17 protein-coding genes are annotated in these 18,832 nt (G+C 72.7%); 16 read left to right on the plus strand and 1 reads right to left on the minus strand.

Annotation, left to right across the window (positions count from 1 at the left end; all coding sequences use genetic code 11):
* Window positions 1–53: 53 nt before the first annotated feature.
* From IEZ05_RS15360 to IEZ05_RS15395, 8 genes are all read left to right on the plus strand, one after another.
* Window positions 54–1,160 (plus strand): quinone-dependent dihydroorotate dehydrogenase, encoded by a 1,107-nt coding sequence (locus IEZ05_RS15360; protein ID WP_189230648.1) that lies wholly within the window; start codon window positions 54–56, stop codon window positions 1,158–1,160.
* Window positions 1,157–2,002, plus strand: a complete 846-nt coding sequence (gene pyrF, locus IEZ05_RS15365; protein WP_189230649.1) for an orotidine-5'-phosphate decarboxylase — start codon at window positions 1,157–1,159, stop codon at window positions 2,000–2,002. The genes IEZ05_RS15360 and pyrF overlap by 4 nt, the downstream gene beginning before the upstream one ends.
* A gap of 223 nt (window positions 2,003–2,225) precedes the next feature.
* Window positions 2,226–2,549, plus strand: a complete 324-nt coding sequence (locus IEZ05_RS15370) for an integration host factor (RefSeq protein ID WP_003977346.1) — start codon at window positions 2,226–2,228, stop codon at window positions 2,547–2,549.
* A gap of 37 nt (window positions 2,550–2,586) precedes the next feature.
* Entirely contained in the window at window positions 2,587–3,180 is a 594-nt protein-coding gene (gene gmk, locus IEZ05_RS15375) for a guanylate kinase (RefSeq protein ID WP_189230650.1), read from the plus strand.
* A gap of 69 nt (window positions 3,181–3,249) precedes the next feature.
* The gene (gene rpoZ, locus IEZ05_RS15380) at window positions 3,250–3,522 is read left to right on the plus strand and encodes a DNA-directed RNA polymerase subunit omega (protein WP_003977348.1); all 273 of its coding nucleotides are present in this window, start codon (window positions 3,250–3,252) and stop codon (window positions 3,520–3,522) included.
* Window positions 3,523–3,636: 114 nt separating this feature from the next.
* Window positions 3,637–4,839, plus strand: a complete 1,203-nt coding sequence (coaBC, locus tag IEZ05_RS15385; protein ID WP_189230741.1) for a bifunctional phosphopantothenoylcysteine decarboxylase/phosphopantothenate--cysteine ligase CoaBC — start codon at window positions 3,637–3,639, stop codon at window positions 4,837–4,839.
* A 240-nt stretch (window positions 4,840–5,079) separates the two neighbouring features.
* Window positions 5,080–6,288, plus strand: coding sequence for a methionine adenosyltransferase (gene metK, locus IEZ05_RS15390; protein WP_189230651.1), 1,209 nt, complete (start codon window positions 5,080–5,082; stop codon window positions 6,286–6,288).
* 138 nt (window positions 6,289–6,426) lie between these two features.
* Complete coding sequence (locus IEZ05_RS15395) at window positions 6,427–8,577, plus strand: primosomal protein N' (protein WP_189230652.1); 2,151 nt, start codon at window positions 6,427–6,429, stop codon at window positions 8,575–8,577.
* Between the two features lie 96 nt (window positions 8,578–8,673).
* Here the strand turns inward: IEZ05_RS15395 and IEZ05_RS15400 are convergent, their stop codons facing one another.
* The gene (locus IEZ05_RS15400) at window positions 8,674–9,222 is read right to left on the minus strand and encodes a hypothetical protein (protein WP_189230653.1); all 549 of its coding nucleotides are present in this window, start codon (window positions 9,220–9,222) and stop codon (window positions 8,674–8,676) included.
* Window positions 9,223–9,551: 329 nt separating this feature from the next.
* Between IEZ05_RS15400 and fmt the strand changes: the two genes are divergently transcribed.
* The 8 genes from fmt (at window position 9,552) to IEZ05_RS15440 (ending at window position 18,770) form a co-directional block, all read left to right on the plus strand.
* On the plus strand, window positions 9,552–10,484 hold the full coding sequence (gene fmt / locus IEZ05_RS15405) for a methionyl-tRNA formyltransferase (RefSeq protein ID WP_189230654.1): 933 nt from the start codon (window positions 9,552–9,554) through the stop codon (window positions 10,482–10,484).
* Window positions 10,485–10,558: 74 nt separating this feature from the next.
* Entirely contained in the window at window positions 10,559–11,980 is a 1,422-nt protein-coding gene (locus tag IEZ05_RS15410; RefSeq protein ID WP_189230655.1) for an RsmB/NOP family class I SAM-dependent RNA methyltransferase, read from the plus strand.
* Window positions 11,981–12,425: 445 nt separating this feature from the next.
* Window positions 12,426–13,112, plus strand: coding sequence for a ribulose-phosphate 3-epimerase (gene rpe, locus IEZ05_RS15415; RefSeq protein ID WP_189230656.1), 687 nt, complete (start codon window positions 12,426–12,428; stop codon window positions 13,110–13,112).
* A 77-nt stretch (window positions 13,113–13,189) separates the two neighbouring features.
* Window positions 13,190–14,233 (plus strand): sugar-binding transcriptional regulator, encoded by a 1,044-nt coding sequence (locus tag IEZ05_RS15420; RefSeq protein ID WP_189230657.1) that lies wholly within the window; start codon window positions 13,190–13,192, stop codon window positions 14,231–14,233.
* A gap of 26 nt (window positions 14,234–14,259) precedes the next feature.
* A complete protein-coding gene (locus tag IEZ05_RS15425; RefSeq protein ID WP_189230658.1) occupies window positions 14,260–14,613 on the plus strand; it encodes a barstar family protein in 354 nt (117 codons plus the stop codon).
* A 108-nt stretch (window positions 14,614–14,721) separates the two neighbouring features.
* Window positions 14,722–16,164: a GuaB1 family IMP dehydrogenase-related protein gene (locus tag IEZ05_RS15430; protein WP_189230659.1), complete on the plus strand. Its 1,443-nt coding sequence runs from the start codon at window positions 14,722–14,724 to the stop codon at window positions 16,162–16,164.
* A gap of 647 nt (window positions 16,165–16,811) precedes the next feature.
* A complete protein-coding gene (locus IEZ05_RS15435) occupies window positions 16,812–18,302 on the plus strand; it encodes an amino acid permease (protein ID WP_189230660.1) in 1,491 nt (496 codons plus the stop codon).
* 15 nt (window positions 18,303–18,317) lie between these two features.
* A complete protein-coding gene (locus tag IEZ05_RS15440) occupies window positions 18,318–18,770 on the plus strand; it encodes an Lrp/AsnC family transcriptional regulator (RefSeq protein ID WP_189230661.1) in 453 nt (150 codons plus the stop codon).
* The last annotated feature ends 62 nt before the right edge of the window (window positions 18,771–18,832 follow it).

Raw genomic sequence — 18,832 nt, forward strand, 5'->3', positions numbered from 1 at the left:
GAAACGGTGTCCCCCTCTTCATGAGGCCCCTCATGAAGCCCTGACGAGGACACATGTACAAGATCTTCTTCAAGCTCTTCTTCGCCCGCCTGGACCCGGAGCAGGCCCATCACCTGGCCTTCCGCTGGATCCGTCTCGCCGCCCGCGTCCCCGTGCTGCGCACCTTCGTCGCCGCCGCGCTCGCGCCCCGCCACAAGGAGCTGCGCACCGAGGCACTGGGCCTGCGGATGCACGGCCCCTTCGGGCTCGCCGCCGGCTTCGACAAGAACGCGGTGGCCATCGACGGCATGGCGATGCTCGGCTTCGACCACGTCGAGATCGGCACCGTGACGGGGGAGCCGCAGCCCGGCAACCCCAAGAAGCGGCTGTTCCGCCTGGTGGAGGACCGGGCGCTGATCAACCGCATGGGCTTCAACAACGACGGTTCGCGGGCCGTGGCGGCCCGTCTGGCCTCCCGCAACCCCGTCTTCCGGACCGTCGTCGGCGTCAACATCGGCAAGACCAAGGTCGTCCCGGAGGAGGAGGCCGTCGCCGACTACGTGAAGTCGGCCGAGCGGCTGGCGCCTTACGCCGACTACATGGTGGTGAACGTCTCCTCCCCGAACACGCCCGGCCTGCGCAACCTCCAGGCCACCGAGGCGCTGCGCCCCCTGCTGAGCGCCGTCCGCGAGGCTGCCGACCGGGCGGTGCCCACCCGGCGCGTGCCCCTGCTGGTCAAGATCGCACCGGACCTCGCCGACGAGGACGTCGACGCGGTCGCCGACCTGGCCGTCGAACTCGGGCTGGACGGCATCATCGCCACGAACACCACCATCGCGCGCGAGGGACTCGGCCTGCGGTCGACGCCCTCCCTGGTCAAGGAGACCGGCGGCCTCTCGGGCGCCCCCCTCAAGGCCCGCTCCCTGGAGGTGCTGCGCCGCCTGTACGCGCGCGTGGGCGACCGGATCACCCTGGTGGGCGTCGGCGGCATCGAGACCGCGGAGGACGCCTGGCAGCGCATCCTGGCCGGGGCCACGCTGGTCCAGGGCTACAGCGCGTTCATCTACGAGGGGCCCTTCTGGGGCCGCGCGATCCACAAGGGGCTCGCCGCCCGTCTGCGGCAGAGCCCGTACGCCACGCTCGCCGACGCCGTCGGCGCCGATGTGAGGAAGAACGCATGACCGTACTCGAGCCCTTCGGTGCCCGGCTGCGCCGCGCGATGGACGAACGCGGCCCGCTGTGCGTCGGCATCGACCCGCACGCCTCCCTGCTCGCCGAGTGGGGCCTGAACGACGACGTGGCGGGCCTGGAGCGCTTCAGCCGCACCGTCGTCGAGGCGGTGGCCGAGCGGGCCGCCGTGCTCAAGCCGCAGAGCGCGTTCTTCGAGCGCTTCGGCTCGCGCGGCGTCGCCGTCCTGGAGAAGTCGGTCCAGGAGGCCCGGGCGGCCGGCGCGCTGGTCGTCATGGACGCCAAGCGCGGCGACATCGGCTCGACCATGGCCGCGTACGCGGAGTCCTTCCTGCACAAGGACGCCCCGCTGTTCTCGGACGCGCTGACGGTCTCCCCGTACCTCGGTTACGGCTCGCTGAAGCCCGCCGTCGACCTGGCCCGGGAGAACGGCGTGGGTCTGTTCGTGCTGGCGCTGACCTCCAACCCGGAGGGCGGCGAGGTCCAGCACGCCATGCGCGCCGACGGACGGAACGTCGGAGCCACCATGCTGGCGCACCTGGCGGCCGAGAACGCGGGGGAGCGGCCCCTCGGCTCGTTCGGCGCGGTGGTGGGCGCCACCCTGGGCGACCTCTCCTCGTACGACCTGGGCATCAACGGTCCGCTGCTGGCGCCCGGGATCGGCGCGCAGGGCGCCACCCCGGCGGACCTGCCGCGGGTCTTCGGTGCCGCGGTGCGCAACGTCGTTCCCAACGTCAGCCGGGGTGTTCTGCGTCACGGTCCCGATGTGGCCGCGTTGCGGACGGCCACCGACCGCTTCGCGGAGGAGATCAGCGACGCGGTCACCGCGGCCTGACTCTGGATACATCCTCAAATCCGAGGCAGTATGTCCTAAATGTCTGGCCTGACGGAGGCTGACCAGGACTTTTCCGCTGTTCTCGCTGACTCTGGCGGACTTGACCGCTAGTCTCCGTCGAGAGTCAACGGGCGAGCGTGTTGCTCGTGGCTCACCAGGTGTGGGGCGACTAGGTTCCTCACCGGTCCGTATCCGACAGTTCGACATCCGAGGTGACGTAGGCGTGGCTCTTCCGCCCCTTACCCCTGAACAGCGCGCAGCCGCGCTCGAAAAGGCCGCCGCGGCTCGCCGGGAGCGGGCCGAGGTCAAGAATCGACTCAAGCACTCCGGCGCCTCCCTCCACGAGGTCATCAAGCAGGGCCAGGAGAACGACGTCATCGGCAAGATGAAGGTCTCCGCTCTCCTCGAGTCCCTCCCGGGCGTGGGCAAGGTCCGCGCCAAGCAGATCATGGAGCGACTCGGCATCTCCGAGAGCCGTCGCGTGCGAGGCCTCGGCTCCAACCAGATCGCATCCCTGGAGCGTGAGTTCGGCAGCACGGGCTCCTGAGTCCCGGGCACTGCGCGATTGCTGGAATAATCGCTGCATGGCAGCAACACCCCGGGGGACGTCCCCCGTACCCCCGGACGCACGTCCGCGGCTGACCGTGCTCTCCGGCCCCTCGGGGGTCGGCAAGAGCACGGTCGTCGCCCATATGCGCAAGGAGCACCCCGAGGTCTGGCTCTCGGTGTCGGCGACGACCCGCAAGCCCCGGCCCGGCGAGCAGCACGGAGTCCACTACTTCTTCGTCACCGACGAGGAGATGGACAAGCTGATCGCCAACGGCGAGCTGCTGGAGTGGGCCGAGTTCGCGGGCAACCGCTACGGCACGCCCCGCACCGCCGTGCTGGAGCGCCTGGAGGCCGGTGAGCCGGTGCTGCTCGAGATCGACCTCCAGGGTGCGCGGCAGGTCCGCGAGTCCATGCCGGAGGCCCAGCTGGTGTTCCTGGCCCCGCCCTCCTGGGAGGAGCTGGTGCGCAGGCTCACCGGCCGGGGCACCGAACCGCCGGAGGTGATCGAGCGCCGCCTCGCCGCGGCCAAGGTCGAGCTGGCGGCCGAGCCGGAGTTCGACGAGACCCTGGTGAACACCTCCGTCGAGGACGTGGCGCGCGAGCTGCTAGCCTTGACGAACGTCGTGTGATCGCGACAGGTCCACCGACCCCGGCCGATCAGTCCGACTGAATCTTTCCCATCCATCGGAAGGTAGAGCGTGTCCTCTTCCATCTCCGCGCCCGAGGGCATCATCAACCCGCCGATCGACGAGCTTCTCGAGGCCACGGACTCGAAGTACAGCCTCGTGATCTACGCGGCCAAGCGGGCCCGCCAGATCAACGCGTACTACTCGCAGCTCGGCGAGGGTCTCCTCGAGTACGTCGGTCCTCTCGTCGACACCCACGTCCACGAGAAGCCGCTCTCGATCGCCCTGCGCGAGATCAACGCGGGTCTGCTGACCTCCGAGGCCATCGAGGGCCCGGCGCAGTAGTACCAGCAGTAGTATTTTCAGCCTGAAGCTGACTTTTCCACAGGCCCGGCAGTCCGACTGCCGGGCCTGTGGTGTGTGATGGGGGCATACGCATTCCGAGGTCCGGGAGAGATGGTGGACAAGCCCAAGGTCGTTCTGGGGGTCAGCGGCGGAATCGCCGCCTACAAGGCCTGTGAGCTGCTCCGCAGGTTCACGGAGTCGGGACACGACGTGCGCGTCGTCCCCACCGCCTCCGCGCTGCACTTCGTGGGAGCCGCCACCTGGTCCGCCCTCTCCGGCAACCCCGTCTCCACCGAGGTGTGGGACGACGTGCACCAGGTCCCACACGTGCGCATCGGCCAGCACGCCGACCTCGTCGTCGTCGCCCCGGCCACCGCCGACATGCTCGCCAAGGCCGCCCACGGCCTCGCCGACGACCTCCTCACCAACACCCTGCTCACGGCCCGCTGCCCGGTGGTCTTCGCACCCGCCATGCACACGGAGATGTGGGAGCACCCGGCCACCCAGGAGAACGTGGCGACGCTGCGCCGCCGCGGCGCCGTCGTGATCGAACCGGCCGTCGGCCGCCTCACCGGCGTCGACACCGGCAAGGGCCGGCTGCCCGACCCGGGCGAGATCTTCGAGGTCTGCCGCCGGGTGCTCGCCCGCGGCGTGCGGGAGCCGGACCTGGCCGGACGACACGTCGTCGTCAGCGCCGGCGGCACCCGCGAGCCCCTCGACCCCGTCCGCTTCCTCGGTAACCGCTCCTCCGGCAAGCAGGGCTACGCCCTCGCCCGTACTGCCGCCGCCCGGGGCGCCCGTGTCACGCTGATCGCGGCGAACGCGGCGCTGCCGGACCCGGCCGGCGTGGACGTCGTCCCGGTGGGCACCGCCGTGGAGCTGCGCGAGGCAGTGCTCACCGCGGCGGCGGACGCCGACGCCGTCGTCATGGCCGCCGCGGTAGCGGACTTCCGGCCGGCGGTCTACGCCGCCGGAAAGATCAAGAAGAAGGACGGCCAGGAGCCGGAACCGGTCACGCTGGTGCGTAATCCGGACATCCTCGCGGAGATCTCCGCCGACCGGGCGCGCCCCGGGCAGGTGGTCGTCGGCTTCGCCGCCGAGACGGACGACGTCCTCGCCAACGGCCGGGCCAAGCTGAAGCGCAAGGGCTGCGACCTCCTCGTGGTGAACGAGGTGGGGGAACGCAAGACCTTCGGGTCCGAGGAGAACGAGGCCGTGGTCCTCGGCGCCGACGGCAGCGAGACGCCGGTGGCGCACGGCCCGAAGGAGGCCCTGGCCGAAACGGTGTGGGACCTCGTGGCGGAACGGCTCACCTGAATGCCCCATTCGTTCCCCAGAGCTCGTGGACCCCGCGCATTCGGGCGTGGCGAGCCTGGCCAATGGCCCTTCGCATTGTGCAGAATGCCCGTGCCGCAGGTCACAGCCCTTCCGAGAGCTGAGACGGGTGAGTCCGCGGCCGAGCGCGACCGATAAACTGTTCTCGGACGTCGCCGGGTGCAGCTCCCCGTGCCGTCCACCAATGATCAGCCAGCAGCCGCTGCAACCCCAGGGAGCGTTGTGTCCCGTCGCCTGTTCACCTCGGAGTCCGTGACCGAGGGCCACCCCGACAAGATCGCTGACCAGATCAGCGACACCATTCTCGACGCGCTTCTGCGCGAGGACCCGACCTCCCGGGTCGCCGTCGAAACGCTGATCACCACCGGCCTGGTGCACGTGGCCGGCGAGGTCACGACCAAGGCCTACGCGGACATCGCCACGCTGGTCCGCGGCAAGATCCTGGAGATCGGCTACGACTCCTCCAAGAAGGGCTTCGACGGCGCCTCCTGCGGCGTGTCCGTGTCGATCGGCGCGCAGTCCCCGGACATCGCGCAGGGCGTCGACACGGCGTACGAGTCCCGGGTCGAGGGCGACGAGGACGAGCTGGACCGGCAGGGTGCGGGCGACCAGGGGCTGATGTTCGGCTACGCCTCGGACGAGACGCCGACCCTCATGCCGCTGCCGGTCTTCCTCGCGCACCGCCTGTCCAAGCGCCTGTCCGAGGTCCGCAAGAACGGCACGATCCCCTACCTGCGCCCCGACGGCAAGACGCAGGTCACCATCGAGTACGACGGTGACAAGGCCGTCCGTCTGGACACGGTGGTCGTCTCCTCGCAGCACGCGAGCGACATCGACCTGGAGTCGCTGCTCGCTCCCGACATCAAGGAGTTCGTCGTCGAGCCGGAGCTCAAGGCGCTCCTCGACGACGGCATCAAGCTCGACACGGAGAACTACCGGCTCCTGGTGAACCCGACCGGCCGTTTCGAGATCGGCGGCCCGATGGGCGACGCCGGCCTGACCGGCCGCAAGATCATCATCGACACCTACGGCGGCATGGCCCGCCACGGCGGCGGCGCCTTCTCCGGCAAGGACCCGTCCAAGGTCGACCGCTCCGCCGCGTACGCGATGCGCTGGGTCGCCAAGAACGTCGTCGCGGCGGGCCTCGCCTCCCGCTGCGAGGTCCAGGTGGCCTACGCGATCGGCAAGGCCGAGCCCGTCGGCCTGTTCGTGGAGACCTTCGGCACCGCCAAGGTCGACACGGAGAAGATCGAGAAGGCGATCGACGAGGTCTTCGACCTCCGCCCGGCCGCGATCATCCGCGACCTCGACCTGCTCCGCCCGATCTACGCCCAGACCGCGGCGTACGGCCACTTCGGCCGTGAGCTCCCCGACTTCACCTGGGAGCGCACCGACCGCGTCGACGCCCTGCGCAAGGCGGCGGGCCTGTAACAGCGGCCCGTACCGACGGCACGTCGCGAGGCCCGGCGTCCCTCTGGGGGCGCCGGGCCTCGGCGCGTCCGGAGCCGATGCGGGACGGTGCGAACCGGGCGCCGTCGGTTGTCAGTGGTCTTTGGTAAGAATGCAGGCGTGAGCAGCGAGAACGAACCGGCGGGCGGGGGCGCGGACGACGCGCCACCCGAGCAGCTCGCGCTCATCCGGGAGAGCGTGCGCAAGGCGAAGACGCCGCGGGCCAAGCCGCGGACCTGGCGCGGGGCCGCGCTCGCCAAGGAGCTGCCCGTCGCCCGGGTGCTGGTCGACAAGGGCGTGCTCCACCTCGACCGGTACTTCGACTACGCCGTCCCGGAGGAACTCGACGCCGAGGCCCAGCCGGGCGTGCGGGTGCGGGTGCGGTTCGGGGCCGGACGGCACCGGGTGCGGGACGGGCGGCGCGAGGGCGGCGGCCTCATCGACGGTTTTCTGGTGGAGCGGCTCGCGGAGTCCGACTATTCGGGGCCGCTGGCCGCGCTGGCCCAGGTCGTCTCGCCCGAGCGCGTGCTGGACGAGGAGCTGCTCGGTCTCGCGCGGGCCGTCGCCGACCGCTACGCCGGCAGCCTCGCCGACGTGCTGCAGCTCGCCGTACCGCCGCGCAACGCACGCGCCGAGAAGCGGCCCTCGCCCGACCCGCTGCCCCCGCCACCGGTGCCCGAGCCGGGATCCTGGGCGCGGTACGAGCAGGGGGCCGCGTTCGTCGCGTCCCTCGCGTCGGGCGGCTCGCCGCGGGCCGTGTGGAACGCGTTGCCCGGCCCCGGGTGGAGCGATGAGCTGGCCCGGGCCGTGGCGGCGACGCTGGCCTCCGGGCGGGGCGCGCTGGTCGTCCTCCCGGACGGGCGGGCGGTCGCCCGGGCCGACGCCGCGCTGACCGCCCTGCTCGGCGAGGGACGGCACGCGGTGCTCACCGCCGACGCCGGGCCCGAGAAGCGGTACGCGCAGTGGCTCGCGGTGCGCCGGGGGGCCGTCCGGGCCGTCATCGGGACCCGGGCCGCCATGTTCGCGCCGGTGCGGGACCTCGGGCTGGTCGCCCTGTGGGACGACGGCGACGACAGTCACAGCGAGCCGCACGCCCCGCAGCCGCACGCGCGCGAGGTGCTGCTGCTGCGCGCGGCCCAGGACAGGTGCGCCTTCCTGCTGGGCGGCTGGAACTGCACCGTGGAGGCCGCCCAGCTCGTCGAGACCGGCTGGGCCCGGCCGCTGGTCGCCGCACGGGAGCAGGTGAGGGCCGGCGCTCCGCTGGTACGGACCGTGGGGGACGGGGACCTGGCCCGCGACGAGGCCGCCCGGGCCGCGCGGCTGCCCACCCTCGCCTGGCAGGTCGTCAGGGACGGGCTGCGTCAGGGCCCGGTGCTCGTGCAGGTGCCCCGGCGTGGATACGTGCCGCGGATGGCGTGTGCCGCCTGCCGTACGCCCGCGCGGTGCCGGCACTGCTCCGGGCCCCTGGAGGGGCAGGAATCCGGGGCGGCGCTGCGGTGCGGGTGGTGCGGGCGCGAGGAGGGCGCCTGGCACTGCCCGGAGTGCGGGGCCTTCCGGCTGCGCGCGCAGATCGTGGGGGCGCGCCGCACCGCCGAGGAGCTGGGGCGTGCCTTCCCCGCGGTGCCGGTGCGCACCTCGGGGCGCGAGCACGTGCTGGACACGGTGCCGGGGACGCCGGCCCTGGTCGTGAGCACCCCCGGCGCCGAACCCGTCGCCGAGGGCGGCTACGCGGCGGCGCTGCTGCTCGACGGCTGGGCCATGCTCGGGCGGCCCGACCTGCGCGCCGGTGAGGACGCGCTGCGGCGCTGGCTCGCGGCCGCCGCGCTGGTGCGTCCACAGCCGGCCGGCGGGACCGTGGTGGTGGTCGCCGAGCCGACCCTGCGGCCGGTGCAGGCGCTGGTGCGCTGGGACCCCGTCGGGCATGCGGTGCGTGAGCTGGCCGAGCGTGCCGAGCTGGGCTTTCCGCCGGTGTCGCGGATGGCGTCCGTGGCGGGTCCCGCGGAGGCGGTGGCCGGCTTCCTCGACGCGGTGGAGCTGCCGCGCGAGGCGGAGATCCTGGGGCCCGTGCCGCTCCCCGTCACGGCGCCGGGGCGCCCGCGCCGGGTGGGCGGGCCGCCGCCGGGGGAGCAGTGGGAGCGGGCGCTGGTCCGGGTGCCGCCGGGGAGCGGGGCGGCGCTGGCCGCGGCGCTGAAGGCCGCACAGGCGGCACGGATGGCACGCGGGAGCGACGCTGCGGTGTGGGTGCGGATCGATCCGCCCGACATCGGGTGAGGGCGCGGGCGAGGTGTCCGCACGAGGCCGTGTGAGGAGTGGTGGCTCGGGGGCGGGCCGCCCTCCCGGAGCGTGGCGGGAGGGCGGGGGTGCGGGTCAGCCGTTGCGTGGGCCGGGGAAGGCCGTCGGCCTGACCTCGTCGCGCAGGGACGGGCTGCCCGCCGTCGGCTGGGTCGGCATGGAGCGGGCCGCGGGGACTGTGGGCACGGCCGGGATGCCGGTGCCCACGTTGACCGGGCGGGTGCCCGTCGGCTCCGGTGTGTGCTCGGGGGCCTCGGTGGCCGCGGCCTGGGCCGCGGCGCGGCGGGAGCCGTAGCGCCGGTGCACCGCCTGCTTGGTGACGCCGAGCGCGGAGCCGACCGCGTCCCACGAGAAGCCGAGCGAGCGGTCGAAGTCCACGGCGGCCGTGACCAGGGTCTCGACACTGTCCCGCAGTTCCTGGGCGAGACGCACCGTCGGTGCGGGCGCGCGTCCGTAGACGACGAAGCCCGTGGACGGGCCGGAACGGCGCGGTCGGTAGACGTTGCCCAACTGGGCGGTGAGGGTGCGCAGTGCGTCCACCTGCCGGCGGACCCGCTCGATGTCCCGCACCAGCAAGTGCAGGCTGGCCCGAGCCTGGGCGTCGTGGGTTGCGTGGTCGGCCATGAACAAGCCTCTCGAACCGGCGTTGAAAGGAATCGAGCCGCACGGGCGGCCCTGTGTGGTCAACTCTTCCTTGACCAACGCGTGGGCGCTCCGCTGGTCACGGGGTGGGGGCGTGTGAGTCTGGATGTGCGCCCCTCTCCGGGCGGATGTGCGCCTCGGCTTCGGCCGTCGGCTTTTCCCTCCCATCCGCGCACCACCCGTTTCCGGTCGGTCAAGAGGCTGAACTTTCCCCAGGTGGGCTGATCGCCGTCGGCGGCCGCCCGTCGGCTTCGGGCTCGTAGACTGGTGCGTCGCTCACCGTCGTCCCGCCCGAGAGGCCCGTCCCACCCATGAAGCTGGTCTTCGCCGGTACCCCCGAGGTCGCCGTTCCCGCCCTGGACGCCCTGATCGCCTCCGGGCGTCACGAGGTGGCCGCCGTCGTCACGCGGCCCGACGCACCGGCCGGGCGTGGGCGCCGGCTGGTCGCCTCGCCCGTGGCCGAGCGTGCGGAGGAGGCCGGGATCGAGGTGCTCAAGCCCGCGAAGCCCCGCGACCCGGAGTTCCTGGAGCGACTGCGCGAGATCGCGCCCGACTGCTGCCCCGTGGTCGCCTACGGCGCCCTCCTGCCCCGCGTGGCCCTGGACGTGCCCGCCCAGGGCTGGGTCAACCTGCACTTCTCGCTGCTGCCCGCCTGGCGGGGGGCCGCGCCCGTGCAGCACGCGCTGATGGCGGGCGACGAGATCACCGGGGCGTCCACCTTCCTCATCGAGGAGGGCCTCGATTCCGGGCCCGTCTACGGCACGGTCACCGAGACCATCCGCCCCACCGACACCAGCGGCGACCTGCTGACCCGGCTCGCCTTCGCCGGCGCCGGCCTGCTCGCCGCCACCATGGACGGCATCGAGGACGGCAGCCTGAAGGCCGTACCGCAGCCCGCCGAGGGCGTCACCCTCGCACCGAAGATCACCGTCGAGGACGCCCGGATCGACTGGGCGGCACCGGCGCTGCGCGTCGACCGGGTGGTGCGCGGCTGCACCCCGGCGCCCGGCGCCTGGACCACGTTCCGCGGCGAGCGGCTCAAGCTGGTGCAGGCGCTGCCCGTGCCCGACCGGACCGACCTCGCCCCCGGGCAGCTCGCGGCCGGCAAGAACAACGTGTACGTCGGCACCGGCTCGTACGCCGTCGAGCTGCTGTGGGTGCAGGCGCAGGGCAAGAAGCCGATGCGGGCCGCGGACTGGGCGCGCGGGGTGCGGATCGCCGAGGGCGAACTGCTCGGCGCCTGACCTCGTCACCACCGTTCACCGGCCCGACGTACGCTGGTGAGCGCACGTCACCCCACACCCGGAGCACCTTTTTCGTGAGCGAGCAGCCTCGTCGTCCCCGCAAGTCCGGCAAGCCGTACCGCAGGCCCCAGAAGGACCCCGTCCGCATCCTCGCCTTCGAGGCGCTCAGGGCCGTGGACGAGCGGGACGCGTACGCCAACCTCGTCCTGCCGCCACTGCTGCGCAGGGCGCGGGAGAACGACGAGAAGTTCGACGCCCGGGACGCCGCGCTCGCGACCGAGCTGGTGTACGGGACGCTGCGCCGGCAGGGGACGTACGACGCGGTCATCGCCGCATGTGTCGACCGGCCGCTGCGGGAGGTCGACCCGCCGGTACTGGACGTGCTCAGCCTGGGCGCGCACCAGCTGCTCGGGACGCGGATCCCGACCCACGCGGCCGTGTCCGCCTCGGTCGAACTGGCCCGTGTGGTGCTGGGCGACGGGCGCGCCAAGTTCGTCAACGCCGTGCTCCGCAAGGTCGCGCAGGACGATCTCGACGGCTGGCTGGAACGCGTCGCGCCGCCCTACGACGAGGACCCCGAGGACCACCTCGCCGTCGTGCACTCGCACCCGCGCTGGGTCGTCTCCGCGCTGTGGGACTCGCTGGGCGGGGGCCGGGCCGGCATCGAGGAGCTGCTGGCCGCCGACAACGAGCGGCCCGAGGTCACGCTGGTCGCCCGGCCCGGACGGGCGACGACCGGGGAACTGCTCGAGGAGGAGGCGGCCGTACCGGGGCGCTGGTCGCCGTACGCGGTACGGCTGAGCGAAGGCGGCGAGCCCGGCGCGGTCGACGCCGTGCGGGAGAACCGGGCGGGCGTGCAGGACGAGGGCAGCCAGCTCGTCGCGATCGCTCTGGCCAACGCGCCCCTGGACGGGCCCGACCGGCGCTGGCTCGACGGCTGCGCGGGGCCCGGCGGCAAGGCGGCGCTGCTGGGCGCCCTGGCGGCGGAGCGGGGCGCTTTCCTGCTCGCCTCCGAGAAGCAGCCGCACCGCGCGGGGCTCGTCGCGAAGGCGCTGGACGGCAACCCGGGTCCGTACCAGGTGATCGCCGCCGACGGGACGCGCCCGCCGTGGCGGCCCGGGAGCTTCGACCGCGTCCTGGTCGACGTGCCGTGCACCGGCCTCGGCGCCCTGCGCCGCCGCCCCGAGGCGCGCTGGCGGCGCCGTCCCGAGGACCTGGACGGGTTCGCCCCGCTCCAGCGCGGGCTGCTGCGCAGCGCGCTGGAGGCCGTACGGGTCGGCGGCGTCGTCGGCTACGCGACCTGCTCGCCCCACCTCGCCGAGACCCGCGCGGTCGTCGCCGACGTGCTCAAGCACCACCCCGACACCGAGCTCCTCGACGCCCGCCCCCTCCTCCCCGGCGTCCCGCACCTGGGTGACGGCCCCGACATCCAGCTGTGGCCCCACCTCCACGGCACGGACGCGATGTACCTGACCTTGCTCCGCCGCACCGCATAGCGCACCCCGAAGGCCCGCGGGCAACGGCGCGACCGGCCCCCGCCCCGCGCCCACGGGGCCAACGCCGGCCACCGCATTCCGACGTCCGGGACGTCCCACCCGGAAGGGGCGCGGGGAACGGCGCGACCAGCCCCCACCGGCCCGCGGCCAACGCACGACCGCGCCCACGGGGCCAACGCCGGCCACCGCATACCGACGTCCGGGACGTCCCACCCGGAAGGGGCGCGGGGAACGGCGCGACCAGCCCCCACCGGCCCGCGGCCAACGCACGACCGCGACCACGGGGGCAACGCCGGCCACCGCATTCCGACGTCCGGGACGCCCCGCCCGGAAGGGGCGCGGGGGACCCGCGCGACCAACCCCCACCGGCCCGCGCCCGAAGAACCACCGCATCCCCCCGGTACCGATGCCCCCCACCCCCGGAGGGCATGGCAGGCTTGGGGGCATGGCCGCGCAGATCAACCCCAGCATCCTGTCCGCCGACTTCGCCCGCCTCGCGGACGAGGCCAAGGCGGTCGAGGGAGCCGACTGGCTCCACGTCGACGTCATGGACAACCATTTCGTCCCCAACCTCACGCTCGGCGTGCCGGTCGTGGAGTCCCTGGCCCGCGCGACGGACACCCCGCTGGACTGCCACCTCATGATCGACGCCCCCGACCGCTGGGCGCCCCAGTACGTGGAGGCCGGCGCCGGTTCCGTCACCTTCCACGTGGAGGCGGCCTCCGCGCCGGTCCGGCTCGCCCGCGAGATCCGGGCCAAGGGCGCCCGCGCCTCCATGGCGCTGCGGCCCGCGACGCCGATCGAGCCGTACGAGGACCTGCTGCCCGAGCTCGACATGCTGCTGATCATGACGGTTGAGCCCGGCTTCGGCGGGCAGGCGTTCCTCGACATCATGCTTCCGAAGATCCGCCGCACCCGTGAGCTGATCAAGAAGCACGGTCTGGAGCTGTGGCTGCAGGTCGACGGCGGTGTCTCGGCGTCCACGATCGAGCAGTGCGCCGACGCCGGCGCCGACGTCTTCGTCGCGGGTTCCGCCGTGTACGGGGCGTCCGACCCGGCCGAGGCGGTACGTGCATTGCGCAACCAGGCCGAGGCGGCGACCGCCAAGGCGTCCTGGGCGTGCGACCACTGAGGAACAGAACGTGAACGGCTCCCATCAGGGCTGATCAAGTGCGCCGAATCTGCGAGGATGAACGGCGAATCCAGAGTGTGAACAGCAGTGAGGAGATCGCCGTGTCGGGTATGTCGGCGGGCCGTTCAGCCATGCGGATGGGACCCGCTGAGCTGGTCCAGGCGGCGGCCATGGCCCGCCGCTTCTACCTCGAGGGCAAATCCAAGATCCAGATCGCGGAGGAGTTCGGCGTCAGCCGCTTCAAGGTGGCCCGGGTCCTCGAGACCGCCCTCGAGCGGGACCTAGTACGCATCGAGATCCGGGTGCCGGCCGAGTTGGACGCGGAGCGCTCGGACGCCCTGCGGGCCCGCTACGGCCTCAGGCACGCCGTCGTGGTGGAGTCCCCGGCCGAGGCCGAGGAGACACCCGACCCGGAGAACCTGGGCGAGGTGGCCGCCGACCTGCTCGGCGAGCTGGTCAACGAGGGCGACGTCCTCGGCCTCGCCTGGGGCCGCTCCACGATCCACATGGCGGCCGCGCTCGACCGGCTGCCGCCGTGCACAGTCGTGCAGCTGACGGGCGTGTACGACGCCGGGACCGCCGAGCGCGGCTCGGTCGAGGCCGTCCGCCGTGCCGCCCAGGTGTCGGGCGGCGACGCCCACCCCATCTACGCACCGATGCTGCTGCCGGACGCGGCGACCGCGACGGCGCTGCGCCACCAGACCGGCATCGCCCGGGCCTTCGAGTACTTCGACAAGGTCACCGTCGCCTGCGTCTCCATCGGCTCCTGGGAGCCGGGCATCTCGACGGTGCACGACATGCTCAGCGACGAGGAGCGCGCGCACTACGCCTCCCTCGGTGTCGCCGCCGAGATGTCCGCGCACCTCTTCGACGCCGAGGGGCGCCGGGTCGGCCGGGACCTGGGGGAGCGGTGCATCACGGTCAAAGCCGACCAGCTCCGCCGTATCCCCGAGGTCGTCGCGATCGCGGGCGGGCAGCGCAAGGCGGCGGCCATCGACGCGGTACTGCGGTCAGGACTGGTCACCAGCCTGGTGACGGACACCTCGGCCGCGGACTACCTGATGACGGCGGGCACGACGCCGAAGCCGACGCTCAACCGCTCGGACCCCGACGGGGTCTGACGGACAGTCAGAGAGAGGTCACAGGCATGAGGGAGGACCCCGCGGGCCGGCTCGTGGTCACGCTGGACCTCGACGGGGTCACGGACAAGGCGGGCCTCATGGACCGCTGCGCCCGTGCCCTGGACCTGCCCGACTGGTTCGGCCGCAACTGGGACGCGCTCGCCGACTCCCTGGCCGACCCGTCCGTCTGGCCCGGGGAGGCGGCGGAGCGGGGCGTGCTGCTCCTCGTGCGGGGCTGGCGCGGGTACGCCGAGGCGCGGCCGGACGAGTGGGCCGTCGCCGAGGAGGTCTTCGCCGAGGCCACCGACCGCGGCCCGGGGCTCTTCGTGACCCTGGGACCTGGAGAATCCTCCAAGGGGGCCGCTGACCAGCCTGGATGATCTGCCCGGGGATAATCCGGCACCGGTCATGGGACAATGAAGTACGTGCTCTTTCCCCCTGGCTGACCTGTCCGGGGGCCACCTCTGATCGACTGGGATGTGCAGCACGTGCGTTTCCTCAATGACATCCAGCCCTCGTACGACCTGACGTACGACGACGTCTTCATGGTGCCGAGCCGGTCCGCCGTCGGCTCCCGGCAGGGCGTGGACCTCAACTCCCCGGACGGCACGGGCACCACCATCCCGCTGGTCGTCGCCAACATGACCGCCATCGCCGGGCGCCGCATGGCCGAGACGGTGGCCCGTCGCGGCGGCCTCGTGGTCATCCCGCAGGACATCCCGATCGAGGTCGTCACCGACGTCGTCACCTGGGTGAAGAGCCGCCACCTCGTCCTGGACACCCCGATCGTGCTGGCCCCGCACCAGACCGTCGCCGACGCGCTCTCCCTGCTGCCCAAGCGCGCGCACAACGCCGGTGTGGTCGTCGACGAGGACAACAGGCCCCTCGGCGTGGTCACCGACACCGACCTGACCGGCGTGGACCGCTTCACCCAGCTCGAAGAGGTCATGTCCAAGGACCTGATCCTGATCGACGCGGACACGGACCCGCGCGAGGCCTTCAACACCCTCGACGCCGCCAACCGTCGCTACGCGCCCGCCGTCGACAAGGACGGCCGCCTGGCCGGCATCCTCACCCGCAAGGGCGCCCTGCGCGCCACGCTGTACACCCCGGCCACCGACGCGCAGGGCCGGCTCCGCATCGCCGCCGCCGTCGGCATCAACGGCGACGTGGCGGGCAAGGCCGAGCAGCTCCTCGCCGCGGGCGTGGACACCCTCGTCATCGACACCGCGCACGGCCACCAGGAGTCGATGATCAGCGCCGTCAAGCTGGTGCGCGACCTCGACCCGCGGGTGCCGATCGTGGCCGGCAACATCGTCTCCGCCGAGGGCGTGCGCGACCTGATCGAGGCGGGCGCGGACATCATCAAGGTCGGTGTCGGCCCCGGCGCCATGTGCACCACCCGCATGATGACCGGCGTCGGCCGGCCGCAGTTCTCCGCCGTCCTGGAGTGCGCCGCCGAGGCGAAGAAGTACGGCAAGCACGTGTGGGCCGACGGCGGCATCCGCCACCCGCGCGACGTGGCCATGGCCCTCGCGGCCGGCGCGTCCAACGTGATGGTCGGCTCCTGGTTCGCCGGGACCTACGAGTCCCCGGGCGACCTCCAGCACGACGCCAACGGCCGCCCCTACAAGGAGTCGTTCGGCATGGCCTCCGCGCGTGCCGTGCGCAACCGCACCTCGGAGGAGTCGGCGTACGACCGGGCCCGCAAGGCGCTGTTCGAGGAGGGCATCTCCACCTCCCGCATGTTCCTCGACCCGACCCGTCCGGGCGTCGAGGACCTGATCGACTCGATCATCGCGGGCGTCCGCTCCTCCTGCACCTACGCCGGTGCCGCCTCCCTGGAGGAATTCGCCGAGAAGGCCATCGTCGGCATCCAGAGCGCCGCCGGTTACGCCGAGGGCAAGCCGCTGCACGCCAGCTGGAGCTGACCCCGCGCGGCCGTTCCGTACGGCCTCCGCTCTGCCCGACGCCGGGGAGGAGCGGAGGCCGTTCGTCATTCCCGGCGTACGCACGCCCTGAGCGAGTCGGTGGTCCGCAAGGTCGCCTGCTGGCCGCCGGCTCACCGTCCGCGCCGCCCGTGAGGCCGGTGCCTCCTGGTCGCGGATCGGGGCCGCGCCGGGCACCGGCAAGGAGGCCGTGCGGGCGGCGCACCTGCGCTGGATCGACGCCCAGGAGGCCGCCCGGACCGGCCCGGCGAGATCGGCTTCGACCCGGCGGGCGCCGCCGAGGCACGGGCCGTCGCGGGCGCTCCGGACGGGCGCTGACCAGGCCGGATCCACCTGCGGTCCGCGCCCGGACACCGGCCCTGTGCAACGCTCGACAGCCCCCGCGCAACGAACACACGCCTTGCCGCGACGAACGCAACGATCGTGCGGAGACGCGCAAGGTTGCTGCATTACCCGGGGAACGTGACGCTCGTAGGGTTCTTCGCTGTACGTGGCGTGGCGAGGACCCCGCTCGGTGGGTTCCCGCTTCCGCGAGGGACGCCGCCGGTCCCCGCCGCTCCAGAAGCCCGCCGCGAGAGAGCCCGCTCGACACCGGGCGGCGCGACCGGCAGCGACAAAGGAGTCAACGCGTGCTCGACCAAGGCGCACCCCCGCACCACGACACATCGGCCGCCCCCGCGTCCCCGGGGCTGGCCGCGCGCCTCATGCGCCGCAAGCCCGTGGAACGGCTGGTCGCCGAGGGCGGCCAGGGCGAGGGCGGCAGCCTGCGCCGCTCCCTCGGCCTGTGGCAGCTCACGATGATCAGTATCGGCGCCACCCTCGGCACCGGCATCTTCGTCGTCCTCGGCGAGGCCGTCCCCAAGGCCGGACCCGCGGTCACCCTCTCCTTCGTCATCGCCGGTCTGACGGCACTCTTCTCGGCCCTGTCCTACGCCGAGCTGGCCGGCACCATCCCGGTCGCCGGCTCCTCGTACTCGTACGCCTACGCGACCATGGGCGAGCTGGTCGCCTGGATCTGCGGCTGGTGTCTGGTCCTGGAGTACGGCGTCTCCGTCGCCGCCGTCGCCGTCGGCTGGGGCGAGTACCTGAACGAGCTCCTCGACGGCACCATCGGCGTCACCATCCCGGACGCCCTGTCGGCGCCACCCGGCGACGGCGGGATCTTCAACCTGCCCGCGCTGATCGTGGTGCTCCTCGCGATGACGTTCCTGCTGGGCGGCGCTCGAGAGTCCGCCCGCGCCAACACGGTCATGGTCGTCGTCAAGATCGCCGCGCTGGTGCTGTTCTGCGCCGTCGGCGTCCAGGGCTTCCGCTCCGGCAACTACGAGAACTTCATGCCGCTCGGCATGGCCGGCGTCAGCGCGGCCGGCGCGACGCTCTTCTTCTCGTACATCGGCTTCGACGCCGCCTCCACCGCCGGTGAGGAGGCGAAGAACGCCCAGCGCGACCTGCCCCGCGCGATCATGCTCTCGCTCGTCATCGTCACCGTGCTGTACGTCCTCGTCGCCGCCGTCGCCGTCGGCGCCAAGCCGTGGAAGGGCTTCACCGACTCCGAGGCCGCCCTCGCCCAGATCATGACCGACGTGACCGGGCAGAGCTTCTGGGGCACCCTCCTGGCCTTCTGCGCGGTCGTCGCCATCGCCAGCGTCGTGCTGACCGTCCTCTACGGCCAGACCCGCGTCCTGTTCGCCATGTCCCGCGACGGCCTGGTGCCCAAGGTGTTCTCCAAGGTCCACCCGAAGACCGGCGCGCCCCGCGCCAACACGCTGATCGTCTCCCTGTTCTGCGGTGTCCTGGCCGCCGCCGTGCCGCTCGGACAGCTCGCCGACGCCACCAGCATCGGCACCCTGTTCGCCTTCGCCCTGGTCAACGTGGCCGTCGTGGTGCTGCGCCGGTCCCGCCCGGACATGCCCCGCACCTTCCGGGTGCCGCTGTCCCCGGTCCTGCCGGCCCTGGGCTTCGCCTTCTGCGTCTGGATGATGGGCAGCCTGTCCACCATCACCTGGGTGGTCTTCGGTGTCTGGATGGCCGCCGGGCTCGTGTTCTACTTCGTGTACGGCCATCGCCGTTCCCGACTCGCCACGCCGGACACGTCCGAGGTCCGGGCGCACCAGAAGTGAAGTGAACGACCCGCAGTGCTGAACGATCTCGACGAACGCATCGTGCACGCCCTCGCCGAGGACGCCCGCCGCTCCTACGCGGACATCGGGCAGTCGGTCGGCCTGTCCGCGCCCGCCGTGAAACGGCGCGTGGACAGGCTGCGCGCCACCGGAGCCATCACCGGCTTCACCGTGCGGGTCGACCCCGCCGCGCTCGGCTGGGAGACCGAGGGGTTCGTCGAGATCTACTGCCGCCGCAACACCTCGCCGGAGACCATCCAGCGGGGACTGGAGCGCTACCAGGAGGTCGTGGCCGCGTCCACCGTCACCGGGGACGCGGACGCGATCGCCCAGGTCTTCGCCGCCGACATGCGGCACTTCGAACGGGTCCTGGAGCGGATCGCCGGGGAGCCGTTCGTGGAACGCACCAAGTCCGTGCTGGTGCTCTCGCCGCTGCTGCGGCGCTTCTCGTCGGGGTCTCCCGCATAAGCGCTGGGCCCGGGGCGCCGTCCCGTCTACCATCGGTGCCATGACCTGGCGACATTGATCCA

Source organism: Streptomyces flaveolus, assembly GCF_014648815.1.
GTDB classification, from domain to species: Bacteria; Actinomycetota; Actinomycetes; order Streptomycetales; family Streptomycetaceae; genus Streptomyces; species Streptomyces flaveolus.